The sequence below is a fragment of the Kribbella sp. NBC_00359 genome, from assembly GCF_036097425.1.
Taxonomy (GTDB): Bacteria; Actinomycetota; Actinomycetes; order Propionibacteriales; family Kribbellaceae; genus Kribbella.
In genome coordinates this window covers 373793-396012 of sequence record NZ_CP107975.1, presented here as the reverse complement: position 1 = coordinate 396012, position 22220 = coordinate 373793, and the positions used below count along the sequence as shown (strand labels likewise).

15 protein-coding genes and 6 pseudogenes are annotated in these 22220 nt (G+C 65.7%); 9 read left to right on the top strand and 12 right to left on the bottom strand.

All coding sequences use genetic code 11. The annotated features are described in order from the left end of the window. The first annotated feature begins 147 nt into the window (after positions 1–147). Positions 148–705, top strand: a complete 558-nt coding sequence (locus OG876_RS01835) for a helix-turn-helix domain-containing protein (protein ID WP_328522957.1) — start codon at positions 148–150, stop codon at positions 703–705. A gap of 269 nt (positions 706–974) precedes the next feature. On the opposite strand, the pseudogene OG876_RS43935 reads toward OG876_RS01835, so the two are convergent. From OG876_RS43935 to OG876_RS01825, 3 genes and pseudogenes are all read right to left on the bottom strand, one after another. Next, positions 975–1451: pseudogene (locus OG876_RS43935) on the bottom strand (nucleotidyl transferase AbiEii/AbiGii toxin family protein); the annotation flags it as partial. 118 nt (positions 1452–1569) lie between these two features. Then, the gene (locus tag OG876_RS01830; protein ID WP_442914155.1) at positions 1570–1779 is read right to left on the bottom strand and encodes a nucleotidyl transferase AbiEii/AbiGii toxin family protein; all 210 of its coding nucleotides are present in this window, start codon (positions 1777–1779) and stop codon (positions 1570–1572) included. 121 nt (positions 1780–1900) lie between these two features. Then, entirely contained in the window at positions 1901–2515 is a 615-nt protein-coding gene (locus tag OG876_RS01825) for a type IV toxin-antitoxin system AbiEi family antitoxin domain-containing protein (RefSeq protein WP_328522956.1), read from the bottom strand. Between the two features lie 1260 nt (positions 2516–3775). Here OG876_RS01825 and OG876_RS01820 point away from each other — a divergent pair. Together OG876_RS01820 and OG876_RS01815 are read left to right on the top strand one after the other, a co-directional pair. Then, positions 3776–5179 (top strand): IS1380 family transposase, encoded by a 1404-nt coding sequence (locus OG876_RS01820; protein ID WP_328522955.1) that lies wholly within the window; start codon positions 3776–3778, stop codon positions 5177–5179. Between the two features lie 178 nt (positions 5180–5357). Further along, on the top strand, positions 5358–7184 hold the full coding sequence (locus OG876_RS01815) for a S8 family serine peptidase (protein WP_328522954.1): 1827 nt from the start codon (positions 5358–5360) through the stop codon (positions 7182–7184). 171 nt (positions 7185–7355) lie between these two features. Here the strand turns inward: OG876_RS01815 and OG876_RS01810 are convergent, their stop codons facing one another. The 9 genes and pseudogenes from OG876_RS01810 to OG876_RS01780 all read right to left on the bottom strand — a co-directional run bounded on the left by OG876_RS01810 (position 7356) and on the right by OG876_RS01780 (position 16556). After that, the gene (locus tag OG876_RS01810) at positions 7356–7589 is read right to left on the bottom strand and encodes a hypothetical protein (protein ID WP_442914215.1); all 234 of its coding nucleotides are present in this window, start codon (positions 7587–7589) and stop codon (positions 7356–7358) included. 294 nt (positions 7590–7883) lie between these two features. Beyond that, positions 7884–7946: pseudogene (locus OG876_RS43930) on the bottom strand (hypothetical protein); the annotation flags it as partial. 226 nt (positions 7947–8172) lie between these two features. Continuing rightward, positions 8173–9135 (bottom strand): annotated as a pseudogene (locus OG876_RS01805) (group II intron reverse transcriptase/maturase); the annotation flags it as partial. Positions 9136–10101: 966 nt separating this feature from the next. Further along, a pseudogene (locus tag OG876_RS01800) lies at positions 10102–11094 on the bottom strand (IS701 family transposase); the annotation flags it as partial. Between the two features lie 101 nt (positions 11095–11195). After that, a complete protein-coding gene (locus OG876_RS01795; RefSeq protein ID WP_328522661.1) occupies positions 11196–12269 on the bottom strand; it encodes an IS630 family transposase in 1074 nt (357 codons plus the stop codon). Between the two features lie 228 nt (positions 12270–12497). Then, entirely contained in the window at positions 12498–13181 is a 684-nt protein-coding gene (locus OG876_RS01790) for an IS3 family transposase (RefSeq protein WP_328522952.1), read from the bottom strand. A gap of 1423 nt (positions 13182–14604) precedes the next feature. Next, positions 14605–15251: pseudogene (locus tag OG876_RS43925) on the bottom strand (ATP-binding protein); the annotation flags it as partial. Then, positions 15170–15805, bottom strand: coding sequence for a Mu transposase domain-containing protein (locus tag OG876_RS43920; RefSeq protein WP_442914154.1), 636 nt, complete (start codon positions 15803–15805; stop codon positions 15170–15172). The pseudogene OG876_RS43925 and the gene OG876_RS43920, both read right to left, overlap by 82 nt. A 352-nt stretch (positions 15806–16157) precedes the next feature. Further along, entirely contained in the window at positions 16158–16556 is a 399-nt protein-coding gene (locus tag OG876_RS01780) for a hypothetical protein (RefSeq protein ID WP_328522950.1), read from the bottom strand. Positions 16557–16913: 357 nt separating this feature from the next. On the opposite strand from OG876_RS01780, the gene OG876_RS01775 reads away from it, so the two are divergent. The 6 genes and pseudogenes from OG876_RS01775 to OG876_RS01755 all read left to right on the top strand — a co-directional run bounded on the left by OG876_RS01775 (position 16914) and on the right by OG876_RS01755 (position 22210). Further along, positions 16914–19172, top strand: coding sequence for a S8 family serine peptidase (locus OG876_RS01775; RefSeq protein ID WP_328522949.1), 2259 nt, complete (start codon positions 16914–16916; stop codon positions 19170–19172). A 151-nt stretch (positions 19173–19323) separates the two neighbouring features. Continuing rightward, positions 19324–20469, top strand: a complete 1146-nt coding sequence (locus OG876_RS01770) for an acyl-CoA dehydrogenase family protein (protein ID WP_328522948.1) — start codon at positions 19324–19326, stop codon at positions 20467–20469. Continuing rightward, the gene (locus OG876_RS01765; RefSeq protein ID WP_328522947.1) at positions 20466–20765 is read left to right on the top strand and encodes an AMP-binding protein; all 300 of its coding nucleotides are present in this window, start codon (positions 20466–20468) and stop codon (positions 20763–20765) included. The genes OG876_RS01770 and OG876_RS01765 overlap by 4 nt, the downstream gene beginning before the upstream one ends. Before the next feature lie 222 nt (positions 20766–20987). Continuing rightward, positions 20988–21557, top strand: a pseudogene (locus OG876_RS43915) (AMP-binding protein); the annotation flags it as partial. Continuing rightward, positions 21558–21974, top strand: a complete 417-nt coding sequence (locus tag OG876_RS43910) for an AMP-binding enzyme (protein WP_442914153.1) — start codon at positions 21558–21560, stop codon at positions 21972–21974. Then, positions 21971–22210, top strand: a complete 240-nt coding sequence (locus OG876_RS01755) for an acyl carrier protein (RefSeq protein WP_328522945.1) — start codon at positions 21971–21973, stop codon at positions 22208–22210. The genes OG876_RS43910 and OG876_RS01755 overlap by 4 nt, the downstream gene beginning before the upstream one ends. Positions 22211–22220: the final 10 nt, after the last annotated feature.

The following is a 22220-nucleotide window of genomic DNA, read 5'->3' as shown; positions in this document are numbered from 1 at the left end:
CTGCTGAACGTGCAAGTCCCAGGCAGGCACGGGAAAGCAGCCAACCGCAGGAACCACATAAGCAGGACGCTCGCTCGTGTGTTCGCCGGCTGGCGGACGGACCTGCCGGGGCCTGCCATCGTTCTTCAGGCTGGGACCGGCGGTCGGATGGACGCGCCGGTCTTTGCCAACGCGGACGGCGACTACCGCGATCCGACCAACGTGCGGCGGGACCTGAGGGAGGCCCGATCACCGATCGGCAGCGAGGCGCGCCGCGAGCTCGGGCGACGACTCCGCCAGGCGCGACGAGCAGCCGGGCTATCGCAGGCCGACACGGCGAGCAAGCTGGGCTGGCCACAGTCCCGCGCCAGTCTGGTCGAGACCGCTCGTATCCGGTTGGAGATGCCCGCCGTTGCGACGTTGCTCAACCTGTACCGCGTCGCGGGTAGCGTCCGAGCCGAACTGATGGACCTCGCCACACAGGCCGCCGAGGGGAGTCAGGCTGACGCCCTGGCGTGGAGCACGTCACACTCGTTCCGCAAGACGACGGCGACCATCCTGGACGACGCCGGACAGAGCGCACGGCAGATCGCTGACCAGCTCGGGCACGCTCGCCCCTCGCTGACCCAGGACGTCTACATGGGTCGCCGGGCGAAGAACCCGGCAGCGGCGGCAGCTCTGGAAGCCGCGCTCAACAACCGGCCGGAGGTCAAAAGCATGGGATAAAGCATGGGAGCCGGATACACAGAAGCCCAGGGCACTCTCGTGCCCTGGGCTTTTGTGCGCCGCCAGGGACTCGAACCCCGAATCCGCTGATTTCCACCGGAGACTGATCGACGATTGCTGTTGGCTCGCAAATGTTGCCTGTGACCTGCGGTTTCTCGAATTCGGAGTGCGCATGGACTCGCGTGCCTGCGCAGTGCTGCTCGCTGATTCAGGTGTGTAAAAGGGTGCGTAGCCCGGTTGGTCGCCCGTTGACGGACGTGTCGAAACGTCTACCTGACGGTCCGGGGGTTTGACGCGTTGGTCAGGTCCACCGAGCGTTCTCTGGATCCCAGTCCTTGCCACGAGCCTCGCCGCTGATCAGTGGGTCCGCGAAGGCTGTGACCACCGCGACCGCATCCGCGAATCTGGTTGGTAGCCGATAGCGGCTGGCGCTTGACGTCGTAGCCATGCGGAGTAAGAGGGCTGTCGTTGCTGGGGGAGATCGAAGATGCTCGAGCTGAGTGGTCGCAAGGTGATCCGTCGGTACGTTGCCGTGGCTCCGAGAGCGGTGGATACTTCGTCGGCGCGGAGGATGTTGCACGTAGCAGGCGATAGTGATCGCCGTAGTCGCGGTCGCGGCTGTTGAGGTCGCCGAGTTCGACAGCGGTGGACAGCTTCTCGGCGATGACGGTGGCGAGTGGATAGCCGAGAATAGTGAAGTCCCGGCGTCCAGCGGTTGTTGGTATGCGATGAGTTGGGGCTCGGGGGTGATGGGATCGCCGAGACTGACATCGAGTCGGAGCTTGAGTTGCGCACGGGCAATCGAGGCAGGCATCACGAGTCGGAGCCCGTGGTAGCGGCCGTCCTCACAAATCGGCGCGGTTCTCAGGCTTGCGCCATCGAACGCGACGCCGTCGTCGACTTCGGTCGCGCGATCGCCCTGATGCGTCGGATGATCCCGGTTTCCTCGCCGGTGAAGGATTGCCCGAGAATGTCGATGTCCCGCGTCATGCGGCGTGCGCCGAACTGGGCCAGGAGCAGACCGCCCTTGAGAACGAAGTGTTCGCGGCCAGCTGGAGATGTGGCAGCCGGTATAGAAATCGCTCGAGGACGTACTCGACCATGACTTCGTCGGTGGCGCGCCTTTGCCGGCGTGCTGAGTTCCGCACGTTGTTGTAGACGCGACCCGCAGTGGTGTCACGGGCTGGATTGACCATCACGCGAGCACCGCTTCGACAGCCGGCCGGATGACGGAGAGGGCGTGCAGTTCGCGCGCGATGTATTGAAGATCCCCGACCCCGTCGGGCCCACTGGTACGCAGGTATTGGCCGAGCGCCGCCATGGCCAGTGTCTGGCCGATGCGATTGCGGTGGCGCATGGCATCGACCACGCTCCGGGCTGCGTCGTAGACCGGCACGAACTCCCCTGGCGCCGCCTCGTACTGCTCGATGTTGAGGTCGAATGTCTTGGCCGCGTACTGCGCGACGACGATGGGCGGGTAGGAGATCGCCGGACGGCGGGTGCCACGCGGTACGGCGATGTGTACAGCAGCCGGTATGTCGTCGATCAGATCGTGAAGCGCGAGGGCGGACTCGCCGCAGATGACTGCGTGGGAAGCTCGTGTGTGTACAGCCAGCAGATCGAGGTGCGCAGTCTCGGGGGCGTCGGACCGCCGGTAGACACCGCGCGAGAGTTCAAGCGCAGCGCCTTCGCTGACCAGCGTCGCCAGATCCCGTGACGGCACGCCGGCCCGGCGCGCCTGCGCCGTGGTGAAAGTGGGCGGCAGTATCGCCAGCCGTTGGCGTGCGCGAGGTGGATCCACAGGCGTCACGTATCAAATCATACCCTGCGAGGAGGTTAAGGGGTGCGGTTTGGTATGCACGACTTCGGACCTCGCCCGAAGATCCGATCAGGATCTCGACGGGCATGCAGGGCGCCGCACTGCGCCGCCGGGCCAGGCTGCGGGACCTTGGCGTCGACACTAGTGGAGCTGACTCCGGGGTCTGCGTGCTGCGCAGCCTCCTCGCAGGGTCTTTGATCGCCAACGCCAGGAATCGCTAGTCGGCGCAGCCATCATGCTCACCCACGGCCCATCCTTCCGGGCTCACGGCGGCCAGATCGAACGGGTCGTTCGCCGTGGAGCTGCCTTCACTCCTGCGTCGCGCAGCGATGGGGGGCGAGGTACGACGCGAGCCCGCCGGGGCCCACGACCTTGTCGGTGCGCACCGCACCACGCACGGCACCGGCGACCAGAGAGCCGCTCTGGTCGGTCAGGTTCGTCGTGGCGGAGTTTGTGCCTCACCGACAGATCGGTTCCGAGCTCGATCAGATCCGCGATCGTCCGCTCGACGGTCGGGTAGGGTGTCCATGGACGGGAATCACCTCATCTCATCGGGGTGATACTGATCGGCGGGGGTCGGGGAAGCCGAGACCGGTGTAGCCGGGTGCGTGTTTGGCTAGTGACGAGGCCAGGACGCTTGTGTTGGAAGTCGTGGACTTCGGCGGTGGTCTTGCGAGGGCGCGGAGGACGCGGCCCGCGTATTGGACAGGCGTCCCCCTGAACGCGAAGGGTGCGGCGAGGAACAGGGTGTCGAGAGCGGGGCAGCCGAATCGTTCACCGATGAATGGTCCGGTGGCCACGACCAGCAGCGGCACTGTTGCAGCGGGAGTGCGAGGCGTCGCCTCGGGCGGTGGCGCTCGCGGCCTCGGCCATGATGCTCGAGCCGCGACCCGCAACTCCACGAACCGCTGCCGCGCCGACGACAACGGACGCTGGCCGGGCCTCCTTTCACGCGGCGAGACGACAACACAACCTCGCAGTCCAGGACGAAGTGTCGCAACCGTCAGTAGAAACCACCGTTCGCGACCTGCTGACCAAGGCCGCCGACAACGGCTTGTTCTCCGAACGACGCCGGGAGATCGAAGCCGTCATCTGGCGCTGGTGCCCTCGGCGACTTCGAGCGTCGTTCTAAGCCTCGATCCGTGGACCGGTGGGGCGCGGTCCGGTGCGTTGAACGTGAGAGTGCCTTCTGGATCAGGAGAATCTGGATTGTCTAGGTCCCGATTCCCACGATCCAAGAAGGCACTGCCAGTGAAGTTACCTGATGGTTGGTCGCGAGCGCAGCTGTTGTTCGATGACGAGAACCTCGTGTCGTGTGTCGGGTTGGTGCCGGTGATGGCGCTCGCGGAGCGCGCGGGGCTGTCGGAGTTGGTCTCGGGCAAGGTTGCGATCACCGCGTCGGCGGTGGCGTCGGCCGGGGTGAATCCGGCGGGCAAGCTGACCTCGATCATCGCGGGGATGGCGGCCGGAGCGGACTGCATCGACGATCTGGACGTGATCCGCTCCGGCGGGATGCCGCGGTTGTTCGGCGAGGTGTACGCGCCGGCGACGCTGGGCCAGTTCCTGCGGGAGTTCACCCACGGCCACGGCCTGCAGTTGGCGTCGGTCGCCCGCGCGCATCTGGTCAACCTGGTTGAGCGGACTGGGCTGCTGCCCGGCATCGAGACCCGGGCGTATGTGGATATCGACTCGCTGCTGCGCCCGGTCTACGGGCACGCCAAGCAGGGCGCCAGCTTCGGGCACACCAAGATCGCCGGCCGGCAGGTACTGCGCCGCGGCTTATCGCCGTTGGCCACCACGATCAGCACCGAGCAGGGTGCTCCGGTGGTGGCCGGGATCCGGCTACGCGCCGGGAAGGCCGGCTCCGGCAAGGGCGCGGCGTCGATGGTGCGCGAGGCGATCGCCACCGCCCGCGCCGCCGGGGCGACCGGGGAGATCCTGGTGCGCGGCGATTCGGCCTACGGCAACAGCGCGGTCGTCGCCGCGTGTGTGAGGGCCAAGGTGCGGTTCTCGGTCGTGCTGACCAAGAACCGGGCGGTGAGCGCCGCGATCGGCGCCATCGGCGACGACGCGTGGACGCCGGTGCACTACCCGGGCGCGGTCGTCGACCCCGACACCGGTGAGCTGATCTCCGACGCCGAGGTCGCCGAGGTCGAGTTCACCGCGTTCGCCTCCACCAAACACCCGGTCACCGCGCGGCTGGTCGTGCGCCGGGTCCGCGACCGCGCCAAGACCGAGGAACTGTTCCCGGTCTGGCGCTACCACCCGTTCCTCACCAACAGCACCGAACCAGTCGTCGCCGCGGACCTGACCCACCGCCGGCACGCGATCATCGAGACCGTGTTCGCCGACCTCATCGACGGACCGCTGGCCCACCTGCCCTCCGGCCGGTTCGCGGCCAACAGCGCCTGGGCGATCTGCGCGGCCATCACCCACAACCTGCTCCGCGCCGCCGGCACCCTGACCAGCCCGAGTCACGCCGTCGCCCGCGGCACGACGCTGCGCCGCCAGGTCGTCAACGTGCCCGCCCGGCTGGCCCGACCGCAACGCCGCCCAGTCCTGCACCTGCCCGCCCACTGGCCCTGGGCCCAGCACTGGACCACTCTCTGGACGAAGGTGTTCCAAATCGCGACCGGACCGCCGATCACCGCCTGACCCTCGACCACCTGCCGCACGGCACCGACCGGACAATCAACGTGGAAAGGCTGGGCAGACCAGCACCCCAACGCTGCCCATCAACAGCCAACCAGCCACCGCCCGCACCAACGGCCATCAACTCAGCGGCTCCACGGATTGAGGCTTAGCAGGGGTAACGCTGAGTGGTTCTGCGCTCGTGGGAGCCGTCGCGCAAGCCGCGCACAGCGTCACCACTGTCCAGGCGAATAGCATGCTGTCATCCGGCGTTGAGCAGCTAGCTCCGCCGTTGGCCAGTGGTACGCACTGGGGTCTCGACCGGCTCGATCAACGCGCGCTCGGGTTGACCGACACCTACGACTATAAGACCCCCGCAGCGTCAACCGACGTAGCGGTGACAACCCATGTTTACGTCATTGATAGTGGAATCAATCCGAGCGATGCCGACTTCTCCGGCCGTGTTGTGCTCGGTCCGAACAAGGTCTCGACGGAGGCGCCTAGCCGGCCGGATTCCAGTGACTGCCCGGCGGCGAACCACGGTACGCCTGTCGCCGGCTTGATCGGTGGAGATAAGTTCGGTGTCGCGAAGACGGCCGTGCTGGTGTCGGTGCGCGCGTTCAACTGTCAGAAACAATCTGAGAGAGATGACGTTGTCAGCGCGTTCGAGTGGGTGAGGCAGAACGCGATCAGGCCGGCGGTTATCAGTTTCAGTCTCAACCGGGAGTGTTTCGACGGGTCGGGTCAACCTGCTCCTTGTCCCGCCGGTGGCCTGGATGACATCATCGCTGCGGAGCAGAGTGCGATCGCGGCGGGTATCCCGGTGGTTAGCGGCGCTGGTGACCAGGGCATCGATCCCTGTAGTAGTCCTAACTGGGCGGCTGGCGCGATTGTTGTCGGGGCGGTCGGGCCGGATGACACTCGCCTGCCCACCTCCAACTTCGGGCAGTGCGTGAACATCTGGGCGCCCGGCCAGAGCCTCATGTCTGATTCTGTCGATCCCAATGGAAACAAGTCGTTTACCGGCACAGCGTTCGCGGCGGCGTATGTGACAGGTGCGGTGGCGCCGTTGTTGAGCGATGGGCAGTTTGCGGCGGTGCCGGCTGCTCAGCTCGCCGCCCGGGTTGCCGCGCAGCTTGATGCCAACTCCACTCTGGGGTTGATCAAAGGCCTGCCGGTCGACGCGCCCAACAACAAGTTGCTGTTCGTCCCGCCCACCACCGAGGGTTCCTCGATCGCCCTCGCGAAGAACAACACCACTGGGAGGCTGGCGGCGTTCGGGACCGACGCTCATGGGTTGATGTACATGAACACGGAGAAGGTGCCAGGCGGTGTGTCCTGGAACGGCTGGGATGACTCAGCTTTCCCTAATTGGTTGTCCGTTGGTGCGGATAACCTCGGGGACGGGCGGTTTGAGCTCCTCGGCGTGAAGGCGGACACGGACGAGGTGTGGCAGCGTCGGCAACTGTCCCTCGCCAATCCTCCGGCGTTCACCGGGCCGTCGCAGATCGACGGCCGGCTGCGGTCGGTGGCTGCGGCCCGCGAGAAAGACAGCCTGCTGCAACTGGTGGGTGTGAACAAGGAGGGTCAGGTCTGGCACGCTCCCCAAACCAACCCCGACGCCAGCATCAACCCCAGCATCACCCCGGCCTTCTCGGCGTGGCAGCAGTTCACAGGTCTCGACAACGCACCGTTGCCCGCGTTCACCTCGGTCGCCGCGGAAGCCGACAGTAACGGCATCGTCAATGTGTTCGCCGTCGACACCCATGGACGTATTTGGAGGAGTCAGCAGGCGTCGGTGAACTCGGCCGCCTGGTTCACACTCGTGCCCTTCGCCGCCCCTCCGCCCGGCAATCAACTCTCCGATGAGATGCTCGCCGGCGAGGTCGCGGTGGCCCGTGACGGCACCGGCAGACTCGACGTGATCGCGACCTCCCCCCAAGGGGTCATGCATACTTTGCAAACCACACCCGGACTTTCCCTGTGGACCAATCCCTGGAAGTCCGCCATCTTCCAGGGCAGTGCCTAGCACGTCGCCGCCGAGGCCAATGATCTCGGTGCCGTGCTCGTCGTAACCGTTAACACCGGCGGCGACGTGCAAGGGGCCATCCAGTTGAACCCGGGCGGTGAAGATTATCGGGACTCATTCCCGATCGCGGGGAGGAGTCTTCGCTCCTAGTACTCCAGCCGTAGTTCGTGATCAGGCGAGTTGGACCGTCTGACGGCGGTGGTGGCTGTCGCGTGCGCGGGCTTGGTGGCGGCGTCGCCATCGTGACCAGTGCAGCAGGTGTCGGATGCCGTGTTGGGTGTGGTTGACGAGTCGGGTGAACAGGTGGCGGATCTCGTTGGCGGTGAGCGTGATGAGCCCTTGTGGTGAAGGGGTTTCGGCTCGTGCGGTGGCAGTCATCACGGCGAGGAACGCATGGGCGAGCATGGCGAGGATTGTCCAGCGGTGCCACGAGGTCCAGCGACGGACCTGGTGCTCGTCCAGCCCGGTCAATCCCTTACCTGCTTGGGGTTGGGTGGGCCGCGCGGCGAGGTGTCTGTGGTGTGCAGGTCCTTTTCCGCGCGGCCTCCCGCCGAACCGGACGTGCCTGTTTCCAGGCATCCGGCTCTCCAGTGACTGTTCCGTGAGTGTTGCGACTGGTGTCCCGGTGTGGATGTGGTCATGGCAGGCGGCGCAGACCACGAGGGTTTTGCGTCGCCGTTTGGCCATGAGGTTGTTCCATCCGGGTTGGGCTGGTCCGGGTGGGGCGAGCTCGGCGAGGGTGCGGACGTGATGGACTTGCATCTCGCCGGGTTGGTCGCAGAGCTCGCATCTGCCCTGTAGGAGCCGGGTGACCAGCTCTTTGCGGGGGTAGATGACCCGTTCCGGGACGGTCGTCGAGGACGGCCGTCTTCTGCCGTGTGAGTGGAATACCGCCGAACCGTGCGACCAGTGGCTTCTTGTCTTTGCCGCGTACGACGATGGCCTCGAAGCACGTGCGTGGCCCGTGTGGGGTCTGGATCTTGGCCGTGTGTTTGGCCGCGATCTTCGACACCGTCGAGCGGTGCTTTGAGGCCAGCGTCTTCAGCATCGAGGTCAGCATGACCCCGCGCAGCCGGTGCAGTAGGCGAACGTTGCCGGCTAACAAGAAGTACTGGACGATGCCCCGATACTCCGCCCCATAGATCCTGACGATGTCGTAGTCGTCACGGCTGATCAGGTGGGGCCGCCGCGCGGGGTGGCCGCGCATGAGATAGGGGGCGCTCTTGGCTTTGATTGCCGCCGGGGGCACGCGTAGCTGGATCTGGCCGTTGACCGCGCGTTTGCCGCGGGTGAACTGCCGATCGTCGTGTCCGACGGTGATGTCGTAGCCGAGGAATCGTGCCGCGCCGGTTCTGGCGTGCGTGATGAGCGTCTTGTCCTGGGCAAGTTCCAGTGCGAGATCGTCGCGCAGGAACGCCGCCAGGCGCTGTTTGATCTCCTCGGCCTCAGCCTTGGGTCCGGTGAACCCGAGCAGGTGGTCATCGGCGTAGCGGATGTAGCGCAGCCGTCGGTAGTCGGGATCGTGAGGGTCCTGACTTGGCAGGCTTCGCATGCGATTGCGCAGCCCCCGGGCTTCGACACGGTCGCCGCGCCTGCGGGCGCGTGCGAGCGCGGCCGCGACCTCCAGGTAGGCAGGGTTGCGGGCCCTGCGTTCCTTTCGGGTGTATTCCGGGATGAGGACTGTCTCGACGAAGGCGTCCAATCGGTGCAGGTAGATGTTGGACAGGACCGGAGACGCCACGCCGCCTTGCGGCGCTCCAGACAGTGTGGCGTTGTAGACCCAGTCCTCCAGGTATCCGGCCGTGAGCATGTTGCGCACCAGCCGCAGGAAACAGTTGTCGTGGATCTTGTCCGCCAGCGTCGTGACCATGACCTCGTGGTCAAGAGATCCGAAGCAGTCGGAGATGTCTCCCTCGATGAACCAGTTCGTCCCGGTCCAGGTGTTGGCCACCTCGCGGAGAGCGCGGTGTGGCAGCCCCGGCCAGGACGGAACCCGTGGGAACGGTCGGAGAACTGCGGCTCGTAGTAGGCCTCCAACAGCAGGCGCACTACCTCGCCGACCAGCTTGTCCGACCAGGTTGGCATCCCCAGCGGGCGTAACTTCCCGTTGCGTTTCGGGATGTAGACCCGCTTCACGGGCTTGAATCGGTAGCGCTCGTTGCGCATCGCATCAATGATGCGGCCGATCTTGCCCAGCGACATGCCGTCCACGGTTTCCTTCGTGGCCCCGGCCGTCATCGCCCCGTGGTTGGAGTAGATACGTCCGTAGGCCAACAGATACAACTGCGGGTTGAACAATTGCCGATACAGCTCATCACATGGCAGGCCACGCCTGCCGCGTTCACGGAGGACACCCAGCACCGCTTCGGCGCTCTGCATTTCGCATACCTCCCGATCTGATGGTGTCCGATCACCTGTTCCCCTTCGCCCATGCAGACGGCTTTCCCGTCCTCCTTGGCAGGTCGTGACTCCTGCGACTACTACGGGAACTGCGTCGCCGTAGGGCTCGCGCCCCGTAGGCGATCCCACGTTCGTCCCTGTCATACGGTGCAGCGCGACGTAGACGGCCCACTCATCTCCTTGAATGTCCTCACTGGACATCGCTTCCCGCCCCGGAGGTTGCCTCGGCTATCGTTCAACGCCGACGCAGGACGTAACACCGGTTTCAGACGTCTTTCCGGTGGATGTGAAGTTTCATCGTCTGGAGATTAGGCTTCAGGCAATCCAGCTTTCGCCATATCGCGCGGGTCTTCCCAGCGCACCGTCCCATACGCCTGGACCCGGCCACTGGTTCGCTGACATGCTGTTGTCCCCTTAACCTTTCGGCGCCAGGTAAGTCATCAGACCCAAGAACCTCCCTCCGAGTTCCTCCCCACTGGATGGGGAATATGACAAGGCGCCTCGTGGCGCACAAGGACTCCTCGATCGTCCACCGGCGCCCGGCCACCGCGACGAGAGTGGCCAGCGGGACCGGGGTAGGTGTGTAGCAGCGGTAGAACGCGAGTTCACCGGTGCTGATCGAGCGGCGGATCAGCAGCGCCTGATCGCCGACAGTGCCACGTCCTTCGGTGTCGGCGACCGCGATGTCGATCAGGGCCCAGTCGTACCAGCGGTGCCCTTTCGCGCCGACGCCGGCGCTGAGCCGGTTCCAGGCGCGTGACGGCAGCCGGCGGGCCAGGGTCTTGGCCAGGTGCCTGCCGGCCGGTGTAGTGATCTGATGATCGCAGGCCACCGCCAGCACGTAACCAATCGCTCGTTCCTGCAAAGCGATCCGCAGCTTGGAGTCACCGCCGTACACCTCGTCGCCAGCCACCCACGACGCCGGGACACCGGCATCCAGCGCGCGGGTGACCATCTCCCGTGCGAGCGCGGGCTTGGTGGCGAACCTGGTGTCACCAGGAACCCCGGCGACACGGCACCTCTCGGGATCCATGGTCCACGACTTCGGCAGATACAAGGCCCGGTCGATGAACGCATGCCCACCCGTGGCGGCATACACCAGGTAGACCCCGACCTGCGCGTTCTCGATCCGGCCCGCGGTCCCGGTGTACTGGCGCTGCACCCCGACCGTGCGGACGCCCTTCTTCAGATCGCCGGTCTCATCGACCACCAGCACCGCGCCCGGGTCACCGAGATGATCCACCACGTAAGTCCGCAGGTCGTCACGCACCGCGTCGGCGTCCCACACCGCCCGAGCCAGCAGATGCTGCATGCCGTCCGGGGCCGCCTCGCCGGCGTGCTCGGCGATCGTCCAGCAGTTCACCCGCGGCAACCCGGCCAGCAACCCCAGCAGGAACAACCCGGGCCGCCGACGCGGCTCAACCCGGACGAACCGCGACGCGATCCGCCCCACCAACTCGTCGAAACAACGCCGCCACCGATCAGGGTCTACGCTATGGCACGCAGCCACCGCGCGACCGTCTTGAGTCCACACAACCCGAGATCATCAACCGGTGGCTGCGCTACGTCCGGGACCGCCACACCGCCAGATCACGAACTACGGCTGGAGTACTAGTGCCGCGCGTCGGAGGTCTTCTGACGGTTGGCTTTGTTGAGGATCTGGTCTGCGGTTTTGGTCCAGGTGAAGGGGTGTGATCGGTCGTTCCAGCCGGTGATGAAGGCCCGGATCTTGGTGTTGAGATCGTTGACGGATCGGAAGGTGCCGCGGTGGATGGCTTGGCGTTCGATGATGGAGAACCAGACCTCGACCAGGTTCATCCAGGACGCGTGGGTGGGTGTGAAGTGGACGCTGACGCGGGGGTTGTCGGCCAGCCAGGCCTTGATCTGGGGGTGTTTGTGGGCGGCGTAGTTGTCCATGACCAGGTGCAGTTCGCGGTCGGGGTGGGCGCGGGCGACCTGCTTGAGGAACGCGAGGAATTCCTGGTGCCGGTGCCTGGGTTTGCAGGCCGCGGTGACCTGGCCGGTGGCGATCTCGAGCGCGGCGAACAGGGTCGTGGTGCCGTGCCGGACGTAGTCGTGGGAGCGGCGTTCGGCCAGCCCGGGCTGCAAGGGCAGGATCGGGGCCGTGCGGTCCAGTGCCTGGATCTGCGACTTCTCGTCCACACACAACACGACCGCGTTGTCAGGCGGCGCCAAGTACAGCCCGACCACGTCGGTGACCTTGGCCACCAGTTCGGGGTCGGTGGAGAACCGGAACGACTCCGACCGCCACGGCTGCACCCCGAACTCGCGCCACGCCCGGGCCACCGTGGCGTCCCCGATGCGCAGATGCCGCCCCAGCAGCCGCGACGACCAGTGCGTGACGCCGTACTTCTTCGGCGGCGGCGTCAACGTCGCCGCGACGATGCCCCGATGATCGACCGAGCGCGGCCGGCCCGCACGCGGCTCGTCGTCCAGCCCAGCCAGCCCCCGCTCGCCATAGCGATCCCGCCAGCCGATCACCGTCGGCCGCGACACCCCGACCAGCTCCGCGATCCTGGAGTTCGACACCCCTTGCGAGGCCAGCAACACGATCCGGGCCCGCTGTGCCCGGCCGGCCCGCACACTCGACGCCCGCGTCAACGCAACCAACCCCTCCTCGTCACCCTCACGCAACACCAACGCAGCAGCAGGACGATTCGCCATGCCTCATCGTCCCAAACACCAACCGTAAATCAACTAACGACGCGCGGCACTAGCTCGTTGTCACACTGGAATTTGGTGAAATACGTGCTGGCCAGTTGAGTGGAGAAGGGCCCTGGGTTCGGCGTAGAGTGAGGTTTCCAAGCCGACGTTTGTGAACTGGTCCTCGAAGGTTGGACTGGCTGAGAGGAGCTTGGGCCGCGAGGGTCTGGGTCCGGTATTGCACCGGCCTCAGGCCCTCCAGTCGTGTTTGAGGTGTCCGAAGAAGTTCTCGGTGACGGTGTTGTCGAGGCAGTTGCCCTTGCGGGACATCGACCGGGTCGCGCCCGCGTCGGTGAGCAGGGCCCACCAGGAGGGGTGCTGGTACTGGAATCCCTGATCGGAATGGACCAGCAGGGCATGGGCAGGTGTGTCGCCGGGTGCGCGGGCCGCGAGTGCCTGCGTGAGTGAGGAGTTGGTCAGCGCGAGGTTGGGTGAGTCGCTGACGGAGTAGGCGATGATCGGCCGGTCGAACAGGTCCATGACCGGTGAGAGGTAGATCTTGCGTTCGCCGATGCTGAACTCGGTGACGTCGGTGACCCGTTTCTGGTTCGGGACGGTCGCGGTGAAGTCGCGGCCCAGCAGGTTCTCGGCGACCGTGCCGACCTCGCCTTGAACGAGTTGTAGCGGCGGCGGCGCAGGACCAGGCAGACAAGCCCGAGGTGCCGGATCAGCTTGAGGACTGTCTTCTTCGCGGCCCGCCACCCGGCGTGCACCAGCTCGCGGTGGACACGGGCGATGCCAGTAGCGGCCCTTGTTCTCCTCGAACACGTCCCGGACGGCGGCCTTCAACCCGGCCTGTGGATCAGGCACGGCGAGGCGGGCCTGATGGTAGAAGAACGTCGACCGGGCCGACCCGGCGACCTCCAGCGACACCTCCAGGCGATGGTCGGCCTTGAGAGCGATGACGGCCTGCGCGCCCTCACCGTCGCTCGTGCGCTCTCAAGGCCCGCAATTTTCCCAGGTAGGCGGTCTCCGCCCGCAACCGCTCGTTCTCGCGGCGAAGCTGCTCCACCTCACTGGCCTGGCCCTGTTGAACGTCATCCTGCGCCGGATCCGGCCCTGGTATGAGCAGCCCGTCCTCGCCCTCGTCGCGGTACTTCCGGGGCCTGGGTCTTGACCAGCTTCGGCGACGACAGATCGAACTCCTGCGCGAGAGCGAGCTTCGACTTACCGGCCCGGAAACGCCGTACAACCTCAAACGAGACCGACCGCTTCATCGGCTTGGCCACCAACGCTCCCCTACCTCGAACCCGCCACCGGCCATACAACCGGCCATCCGCCGACTCACCCGCACTCAGCCGTGTCGCGACCGCACGCCTGACCCAACCGGCCTCCAGCAACGATACCGCCGCGACCCGCTGCTCCTCAGACAACGAACTACGCCCACCCATACAACTACTCCCAAGGAGTCAGAGGCTCACCCACCAGTCGACCTGACCTGGGGCCCGACCGTCCAGCCCCAGCGTCCCGAACGGATGATTCGGACGTTCGTAGCCATCCGCCGACCAAATTCATCAGTCCAACCACCGGAGAGCAGTTCATTGCAGAGTCGCCCTCCTTTCCGGGCCAGAACACGCGCCGTTGCGATCAACGCGGTGCGTTGGTCGGGGGCGGCGCAGAGCAGGTACGTACGTACGATTCGTTCTTGCAGCCAAGGTGCTCTGGAGCTCGGACGGCTCAGGCGGCGGCACGGGTGGTTCGGCGAGTCCAACCACCCGGGCCGGTTCAGAGTCTCGTTCAAGGAGAGAGCGTCGCCCGGTGGCACGCGGCCGAGCGCGGGACAGCGCTCCGACCGAGGACCGGCGGGCGGCTGTGCTCCCAGCCTCCGTTGAGTTGTCACCGATCGTCCCGCCCTACGGTGGTGCAGCCGCGCTGGCTTTCCCCCCGTTGCACATCGCCGCCCCTGGCCAGATGTCCTCGTCGAGCAAGGCCTGGCGTGGTTCCTGTCAGACGGCGGAATCGATCCCTCGACGTGGCTGAGCGCCGAACCGACGTGAGCCGTGTGCTACGGCGGGCCGGTCGGCCACGTCACCGCGCTCCATCGTTCTGGGCTGATCGCTTTGCACCGAAGCGGCCGTCCATTGCCATAGAGGCGGCGCGGCCCCGGCCACCGAGGGAGGCAGCCGCAGACGGTGATCAACAAGCGGTGGTTGCCAGAAACGCGAACCAGCCGGACTGTTCGTACCTTTCCACGGCGGCGGCGCAGTTCGCGCGGCCAGCCAGCCAAGGGCACGCCGAGGATCCCGGCTGTTTTTGGAGATACGGTAGCGGCTGCGGTCGGGAGCATGGGCGCATTTCAAGGTGCTGTGACCGCAGCTTTGAAGGCGGCCGTCATAACAGGGCAATCGCTCGGTCGGGGGCCGAAGGTGAGCGATGTCAACGACGGCTGAAAACGGGCCTGTTGGCGACGGTTGAAAGTGGCGCCCGTGCTGGTTGTCATGGTCGGTCTTCGGTTGGGGTGGGGATGCGGCCGAGGTCGTGGTTTGAGTCGGTAGGAGGCTCCTTTGAGGACGTTCATGTCGGCGTGGTGGACGAGTCGGTCGAGGATGGCGGCGGCGGTGTCGTCGCCGAATACCTTGCCCCAGCGGCCGAACTCCTTGTTACTGGTCACGATCAGGGAGGCAGTTCGTAGCGTGATGAGAGGAGTTGGAAGAACAGGGTCGCGGCCTCGTGCTCGAAGGGGATGCAGCCGACCTCGTCGATGACCAGGAAGGGGTAGCGGCCGAGTCTGCGGACTTCGTCTTGCCGTCGTCTGGTGGTGTGGTGCTGGGCGAGCCGGTCGACCCATTCGGCGGTGGTCGCGAAGACCACGCGGTGTCCGGCTTGGCATGCGCGGATCGCGATTCCGGTGGCCAGGTGGGTCATGCCGGTGCCGGGTGGGCCGAGGAAGACGACGTTTTGTTTGCCGGCGATGAAGCCCGGGGTGCCGAGGTGGGCGATGGTGTCGCGTTTGAGTCCGCGGGCGTGGTCGAAGTCGAACTCCTCGAGGCTTTGCGGGCGGGGAACCGGGCGGCGCCTATCCGGCCCTCCCCGTCGTGGGACTCGCGGGCCGACACTTCGCGTTGCAGGCGATGGAGTGACGAAGAGCGCGGGTGGCCATCAGGCCATGTCCCGTGGTTGTTGGTGATCCCGAAGACGACGTCGTAGAGCGCCAGGTCCCGACGCTCGACAACGACGTGGCTTTTGGTCGCCGGGCCGGCGGTCAGCGCGTCGTCCCTGGCCGCGGACGCCTGATGGGCCAGACGATGCGCAGTCTGGCGATGGGCCGCGTCGGTGATGGTCTGATGTCTGGCCCAGCACCGCTGGTGGCGCCCACAAGCACTCCAGCACAGGTGATCGTTACCTCGGCCAGGGCCGGCGTCCACGTCGACGAATCGACCCACCACAGAGGGATCGACGGAGTAGTCGTTGGACGCGATCCGCACGTAGTAGTCCCGCGGGAGCCGAATCCGGTTGGTCCACCCGATCGACGGCGGGGCGAGTGGCAACGCGAGCATCGCGTCACGATCGGTCGGCCAGCGGGCGGTCGGGCGCAGCCGATCCGCCGGGAATACCATGCGTTCGCCTTGACCAGCCAGTCGGCGAGCTGGGTGTTGAAATCGTCCGGTCCGGTGAAGTCGCGCTCCGGCAGGAACGAGGTCTCGAAATAACCGTTATTGGCTCGGTGAGCCCCTCCGCTTCGGGGTCGCGTGGACGGCACAGGTGCACGCCGATGCCCAGACTGCCGCGAAAGTCCTCGACCTCCGCCTTCAGACTCGGCTTACCGCGTCGCCAGCACCCCACCGCGGACTCGTTGTCCGAGACCACCGGCCGCACCGATCGCCCGCAGCAGGTGCCAGCGCCCGGCGATCAGGTCCGCGCCGTCCGCGAGGGGATCATCACCGCCCACCGCATCCGTGAATAGCCAGACGTCATCACCAGCACCGGCGGCGACCCGGCCTGGTCCGCGGCCAGCGACACCCGCACAGGCGGAAGGCACAAGTCGCACTGCACCAGATGCCCAGCGTCGTACTCGGTGCACGAGACCGGATCCGGCGGCAGATAGGACAGCCGCAACACCCGCACCCGGTCCTTGAGCACCGTCAACCCGTGCTGGCAGTACAGCCGCTCCGCGATCACTGTCGCCGGCATCGTCGGGGTCTGCCGCAACAACTCGCGGATCCGAGCCTCGACCGCATCGACCACAGACCCCTTCGCGCACCGCGAGTACCGCGGCGGCGAGTCACTGGCCAACGCCCGCCGCACCACGTTCCCGGGATCTCCCGCCCGCGCGAGATCCCCTGCCCTCCGACTTGTGCAGCCGACGGACCTCAGCCCAGTCCTCCACTGTCATCACCCTCCACAGGCTCACGCAAGGGACCCACCTTCAACCCCCACTCGCCACTCAGTTCCCCCGGCCGTCGACACCGCGGTCGGCATCTCGCGGCGGAGTCGGGCCGGAGGCATCCGACGCCAGCGGGGCGATGTGAGTATTCCCTACTCAAGACCTGGATTCACCCCGTCGGCGACGATGCACGTCGGTGCATCTATCGCCGCCGCACGAGGGCCCGGGACGTCCCGGCTGGAGCCGGACGCTGTCGTGCTCACTCACCGAAAGGACCCGCGGTGCCTGGATTCCTGGTCTCAAGAATCTCCGCTACTGCCGCGACCGTAGCGCTGTCAGCCTCGGCGGTGGTGCTCGCGACGTTGGGTCCGGCATCGGCATCGCCCGCCCCGTCTCTACATCCGGTTTTTCTCGGGAAGATCTCCGGCGCTGCCATCCCGGGAAAGTACTTCGTCAAACTCAAAGACAACCCCTCTGTCCGCAAACACGGCGTCGCCGCCCGCTCTCAGTCCCTCGCGAGCGGACACTCCGGCAAGCTCGTCCGCGTCCTCGAAGGCGCCGTCCAAGGCTTCTCGGCGAACTTGAGCCCCGAGCAGGCACAAAAGCTCGCCGCCGAACCCGACGTGGAATACGTGCAACAAGAACGGACCTACCAACTGCAGACCACGCAGGTACCCACGCCGTCCTGGGGCCTTGACCGCCTCGACCAGCGCAGGGGCGTGAATCTCACCTACAACTACATCGGATCAGCCGGCGCCGGCGTCCACGCCTACATCGTCGACTCGGGTATCCGGGCGGATCACCCCGATCTCAAGGGCCGGGTCGAGTTGGGCTTCAACGCGGTCAACGGCACCACCGACACCGATGACTGCTTCGGTCACGGCACGTACAGTGCCGGCATCGTGGGGGGGACTCTGTACGGCGTCGCCAAGAAGGTCTCACTCGTTCCGGTCAAGATGTCCGGCTGCTCAGGCTTCATAGATGACGACGACCCGATCATCGCCGGCATCAACTGGGTCATTGGGCACGCGGTCAAACCAGCCGTCATCAACCTGAGCCTCGGATCGACCTGCAAGGATCCCGTCACCGGGGAACCTGCACCCTGCTCCGGTGGCGAACAGCAAGGTATTGTCGATGCGGAGAAAGCCGCGATCGCTGCCGGCATCACCGTGGTGACCGCTGCGGGAAACAGCAACGCCAACGCCTGTTTCAATCCGGTCGGGTCCGCCGCCGGCACCATCAACGTCGGCGCCACCGACGTCACCGACCACCTATGGAATGACGGCCCTGACTTCGGCTCCAACTGGGGCGGCTGCGTGGACATCTTCGCCCCCGGCGTCAACATTCTCTCGATCGGCGGCGTCGGGCACATCTTGCACCCGACCGACCCGAACCAGATCGATCCTGACCCAATGCCCGGGACTGGCACGTCGGCGGCTGTACCGCATGTCGTCGGCGCGGTCGCGCTGTTGCTGGGAACACCGAAGTTCGCGACCGCCACACCAGCCCAGATCGCCGCCGAACTCGACGCACAGTCAACCCGCGGCATCATCCGGGACCTCCCCGACGAGCTGTCACCCAACAAGCTGCTGTTCCTGCGGCCCACCTCCCCCCGGACAGGGTCTACTGTCGCGCTGGCAAGAAACGACAACGGGAAACTGTCGATCTTCGGAACCAACGCCGACAACTCAACCACCAGCACCGACCTCGGCGGACACATGTTCACCGGCACCCAAGCCGACACCCCGAACGAGGCCTGGCCGACACACTGGACTCAGTCCGTCAGCCAAGGCTACGCGTCTGTGACTGCCCGCTCAGACGGCGGCAACAAGATCGAACTAGTCGGCCTGACCGCCGCCCAAGACGAAATCTTTCACCGCCAGCAAGCGGTACTGAACTCCCCGAGCTGGCTGACACCGTCACAACTCGACGGATCGCTGACTTCCGTCGCCTTAGCCCCGAATGCGGATGGCCGATTGATGCTGATCGGAGCCGATACCCACGGCGGACTCCACTACCGCAATCAGGGGATCGCCGGAAATGACACCAGTTGGCAGCCATCGAAAACAATCAGTTTCCTCGGCGATGCACAAAATGTCACCGCGGCAATCGACTCCCTCGGGCGCATCAACATCTTCATCGCCGACACTCACGGCGCGGTCTGGTACGCCCGGCAAACCGCCGCGAACACCGATACCTGGGCGACGATCACACCACTCGCGGACACCGACCACAAATTGCTGAACGAAATCACCGTCACCCGCGACAGCAACAACAAACTCGAACTCTTCGGAACCGAAGGCGACGGCGATGTGTGGGTACGCGTCGAAAACACCCCCGGCTCGGACGGGAACTTCAGCTCCTGGACCCAGCTCTCACCCAAAGCTCTTTTCCATCTGTCTGCGGCCCTGAACCTGCACAACCTCCTGGTAGTCGTCGGCGTGGACAACCACGGAGACACCTGGCAGACCACCCAAAACCCTGGCGCCAACACATACACCGGATGGACCAAAATCGAGGGCCTCACCCTGCGCCCATAAGATTGGTTGCTTCCGCACAGTGGTTGCGAGGAGAAGGAAGAACTTCGCGGGGAGTGAGTTATTCGCCCTGCTAATAGTTTCCGTCAATGAGAATTCTGTCCGACCCCCTGGTGCAGGTGACCTCCCTCCTATGGTGAGGTGGAACGAGAGTATGGATTTCGACCGGACGGGCGATCAGAGGCTTCTCGCCGAAAATGCCCTGGAATTCGCCCGGACCCGCCTGAACGGGAGCTTCCCACAGCGCCTGGCGGAGCGCAGGTTCGGACGCGAGGAATGGGGTCTTTGCGGTGAGTTCGGCCTTCTCGGGGCTTCCGTACCGCAGGAGTACGGAGGGCTGGGACTGGACGCGCTGTCGACCGCGTTGGCCGTGGAGCAGTTCGCTCGGGGGTGCAGGGATACGGGGCTGGTCTTCTCGGCCTGCGCACACTTGCTGGCCTGCGTGATGCCGCTGGTGGAACACGCTGACGAAGACACCAGGAGGCGCGTGCTCCCCGGCTTGGTGGAGGGGCGGACGATCGGCGCCAACGCCATCACAGAGGCGGAGGCGGGGTCGGACGTATACGCCCTGTCAACGACAGCGATCCGTGACGGTCAGGGATACGTGCTGTCCGGGGTGAAGACCTTCGTCACGAACGCTCCGGTGGCCGACCTTTTCCTGGTGTACGCCAAGACCGATCCGGCCGACGGGTACCTCGGAATCAGTGCGTTCCTCGTCGATCGGGAGACGCCCGGCCTGAGTGTGGGCGAGCCCTTGATCAACGGGGGCCTGGTGACCTCGCCCGTTGCCTCTGTGCAGTTCAATGACTGCCGCGTGGCGGAGTCTGCGCGTCTTGGGGCCGAGGGTGACGGACGGCTGATCTTCAACGCTTCCATGCGATGGGAGCGCACCTGCCTCTTCGCCGCCTACCTCGGCGTGATGGACCGGCAGTTGGAGGAGGTCATCCACCATGTGCGTGAACGCCGGCAGTTCCGGAAGCCGCTCGCCCGCCAGCAATCGGTGGCCCATCGTGTGGCCGACATGAAGATGCGCCTCGAAGGGGCCCGGTTGCTGCTCTACCGGTCCTGCTGGATATTGGATAAGGGCTTCCACTCCGACCTGGATGTCTCGCTCGCCAAACTCGCTGTCAGCGAGGCGGCGATCCAGTCCGGCCTGGACGCTATCCACCTGCACGGCGCCATGGGAGTGATCGAGGACAGCGGTGTAGACCGCCTGCTGCGCGACGCGATCCCGTCGGCCATCTTCTCCGCAACCTCCGAAATCCACCGTGACCTGATAGCCAGGAGACTGGGGCTGTGACAGTCACCGAAGTCGGACACCGACGTCTTGAGGACTTGCTCATCGACTGCGCCGGCGGGACCCCCGACGCGCTGGCCGTTACCGGACCCGACGGCTCTTTCACCTACTGTGAACTGGACCGTCTTGCCGACCACATGGCCGATCGGCTCCGCAGGCTCGGAGTGGGCCGGGGTGATCGGGTTGTGCTCTGGCTCGAGAAGTTGGGTCGCGGTGTCGCCGTAATGCAGGCAGTACTGCGGCTCGGCGCGGCATATGTGCCCATCGACCCCCACGGCCCGCCCGCCGGGTCGGCATGATGACTGCCGATTGCGCACCGTCGGCCATCGTGACCACGGAGGAGCACCAGGAGCGACTGACGGCCGCCTTCCCCCGGGTCCGCTGCCTACCGTCCTGCTGCCCGACTCGGTGCCGGCCACCGGGGACCGCCGGGCGCGGCCCGTCCGGTGCGCTGAGGCCAATGCCGATGAACTCGCTTACATCCTGTACACGTCGGGCTCGACAGGGGGCCCAAGGGCGTCTGCGTGAGCCACCGCGCTGCGATGGCGTTCGTCGACTGGGCCGCCGATCTACTGGAGGTCACAGAAGCGGACCGACTGGCCAACCACGCCCCCCTCCAGTTCGATCTCTCGGTCTTCGACCTATACGCGGCCTTTCGGGCAGGCGCGTCGGTGCACCTCGTTCCGGATCGGGCGACCGCCGGGGCGCTCGTGGACTTTATTGATCAGAAGGCGATCTCTGTCTGGTACTCCGTACCCTCGGCTTTGGTTCTGATGATGGAGTACGGGCGTATGTCGGATCGGGAACTGCCCGCTCTGAGAGCCGTCCTTTTCGCCGGCGAGGTTTTTCCGATCAACCCCCTGCGGCGCCTCCGACAGCGGCGCCCAGGCCTGACTCTGGTGAATCTCTACGGTCCCACGGAGACCAATGTCTGCGCCTTCTTCCCGGTCGGCGATATCCCTGCCGACCAGACCTCGCCCGTGCCTATCGGCAGCGCGGCCTGCGGCGACCATCTGCATGTGATGCGACCGGACGGCAGTGCCGCGGCCGTCGGGGAGGAAGGAGAACTCGTGGTCGAAGGCCCCACCGTCATGATGGGGTACCGCGGTCGGCGACCCCAGTTCGGCAGATACGAGACCGGCGACATGGTGCGCTTGCGGGCCGACGGCGATCTCGACTACCTGGGACGGCGTGACCGCATGGTCAAAGTACGGGGCCAGCGGATCGAGTTGGGGGAGATCGAATCAGTCCTCTGCGCCGTCCCCGGCATCGTTGAAGCGGTTGTCGTCGTCGGCGGATCGGGTCACCGCGCGCGCCTCACAGGGTTCTTGGTGTCTCGGGACGGGGAGGCGGTGTCCTCCCTGAGCCTTAGGCGACACCTTTCCGAAGTACTTCCGCGCCACATGATCGTCGACCGCTTCCGTTGGTTGGATGCCATGCCTCGCAATGCGAACGGGAAGACCGACCGTCAGTACCTGCAAACAGCAGCAGAGGAGGAGTCAGCGTGAACGAGGTCGATGAAGAGATCCTGAAGTTCATCTCCACGATCTTGCTGGAAGGGGAGGACATCGAACTCGACAGGGATACCCCGCTGCTGGAGTACCGGATCCTGGATTCACTCAACGCGGAGGAACTCATCGTGCACCTGCACGACGTCTACGGAGTCCTGATCGAAGACGTGCCCCCGACTGAGTGGAGCACTATCAGTAAGTTGGCCGCGCTCGTTCAGTCCCGGATCGGGTGACGGAGCCCCC

Bases quoted from the DNA above. Each gene is read 5' to 3' on its own strand.
- OG876_RS01835 (WP_328522957.1), top strand. From the start codon at position 148: ATGGACGCGCCGGTCTTTGCCAACGCGGACGGCGACTACCGCGATCCG.
- OG876_RS01810 (WP_442914215.1), bottom strand. From the start codon at position 7,589: ATGCTCGCCCATGCGTTCCTCGCCGTGATGACTGCCACCGCACGAGCC.
- OG876_RS01795 (WP_328522661.1), bottom strand. From the start codon at position 12,269: ATGGCGAATCGTCCTGCTGCTGCGTTGGTGTTGCGTGAGGGTGACGAG.
- OG876_RS43920 (WP_442914154.1), bottom strand. From the start codon at position 15,805: ATGCTCGCGTTGCCACTCGCCCCGCCGTCGATCGGGTGGACCAACCGG.
- OG876_RS01770 (WP_328522948.1), top strand. From the start codon at position 19,324: ATGGATTTCGACCGGACGGGCGATCAGAGGCTTCTCGCCGAAAATGCC.
- OG876_RS43910 (WP_442914153.1), top strand. From the start codon at position 21,558: ATGATGGGGTACCGCGGTCGGCGACCCCAGTTCGGCAGATACGAGACC.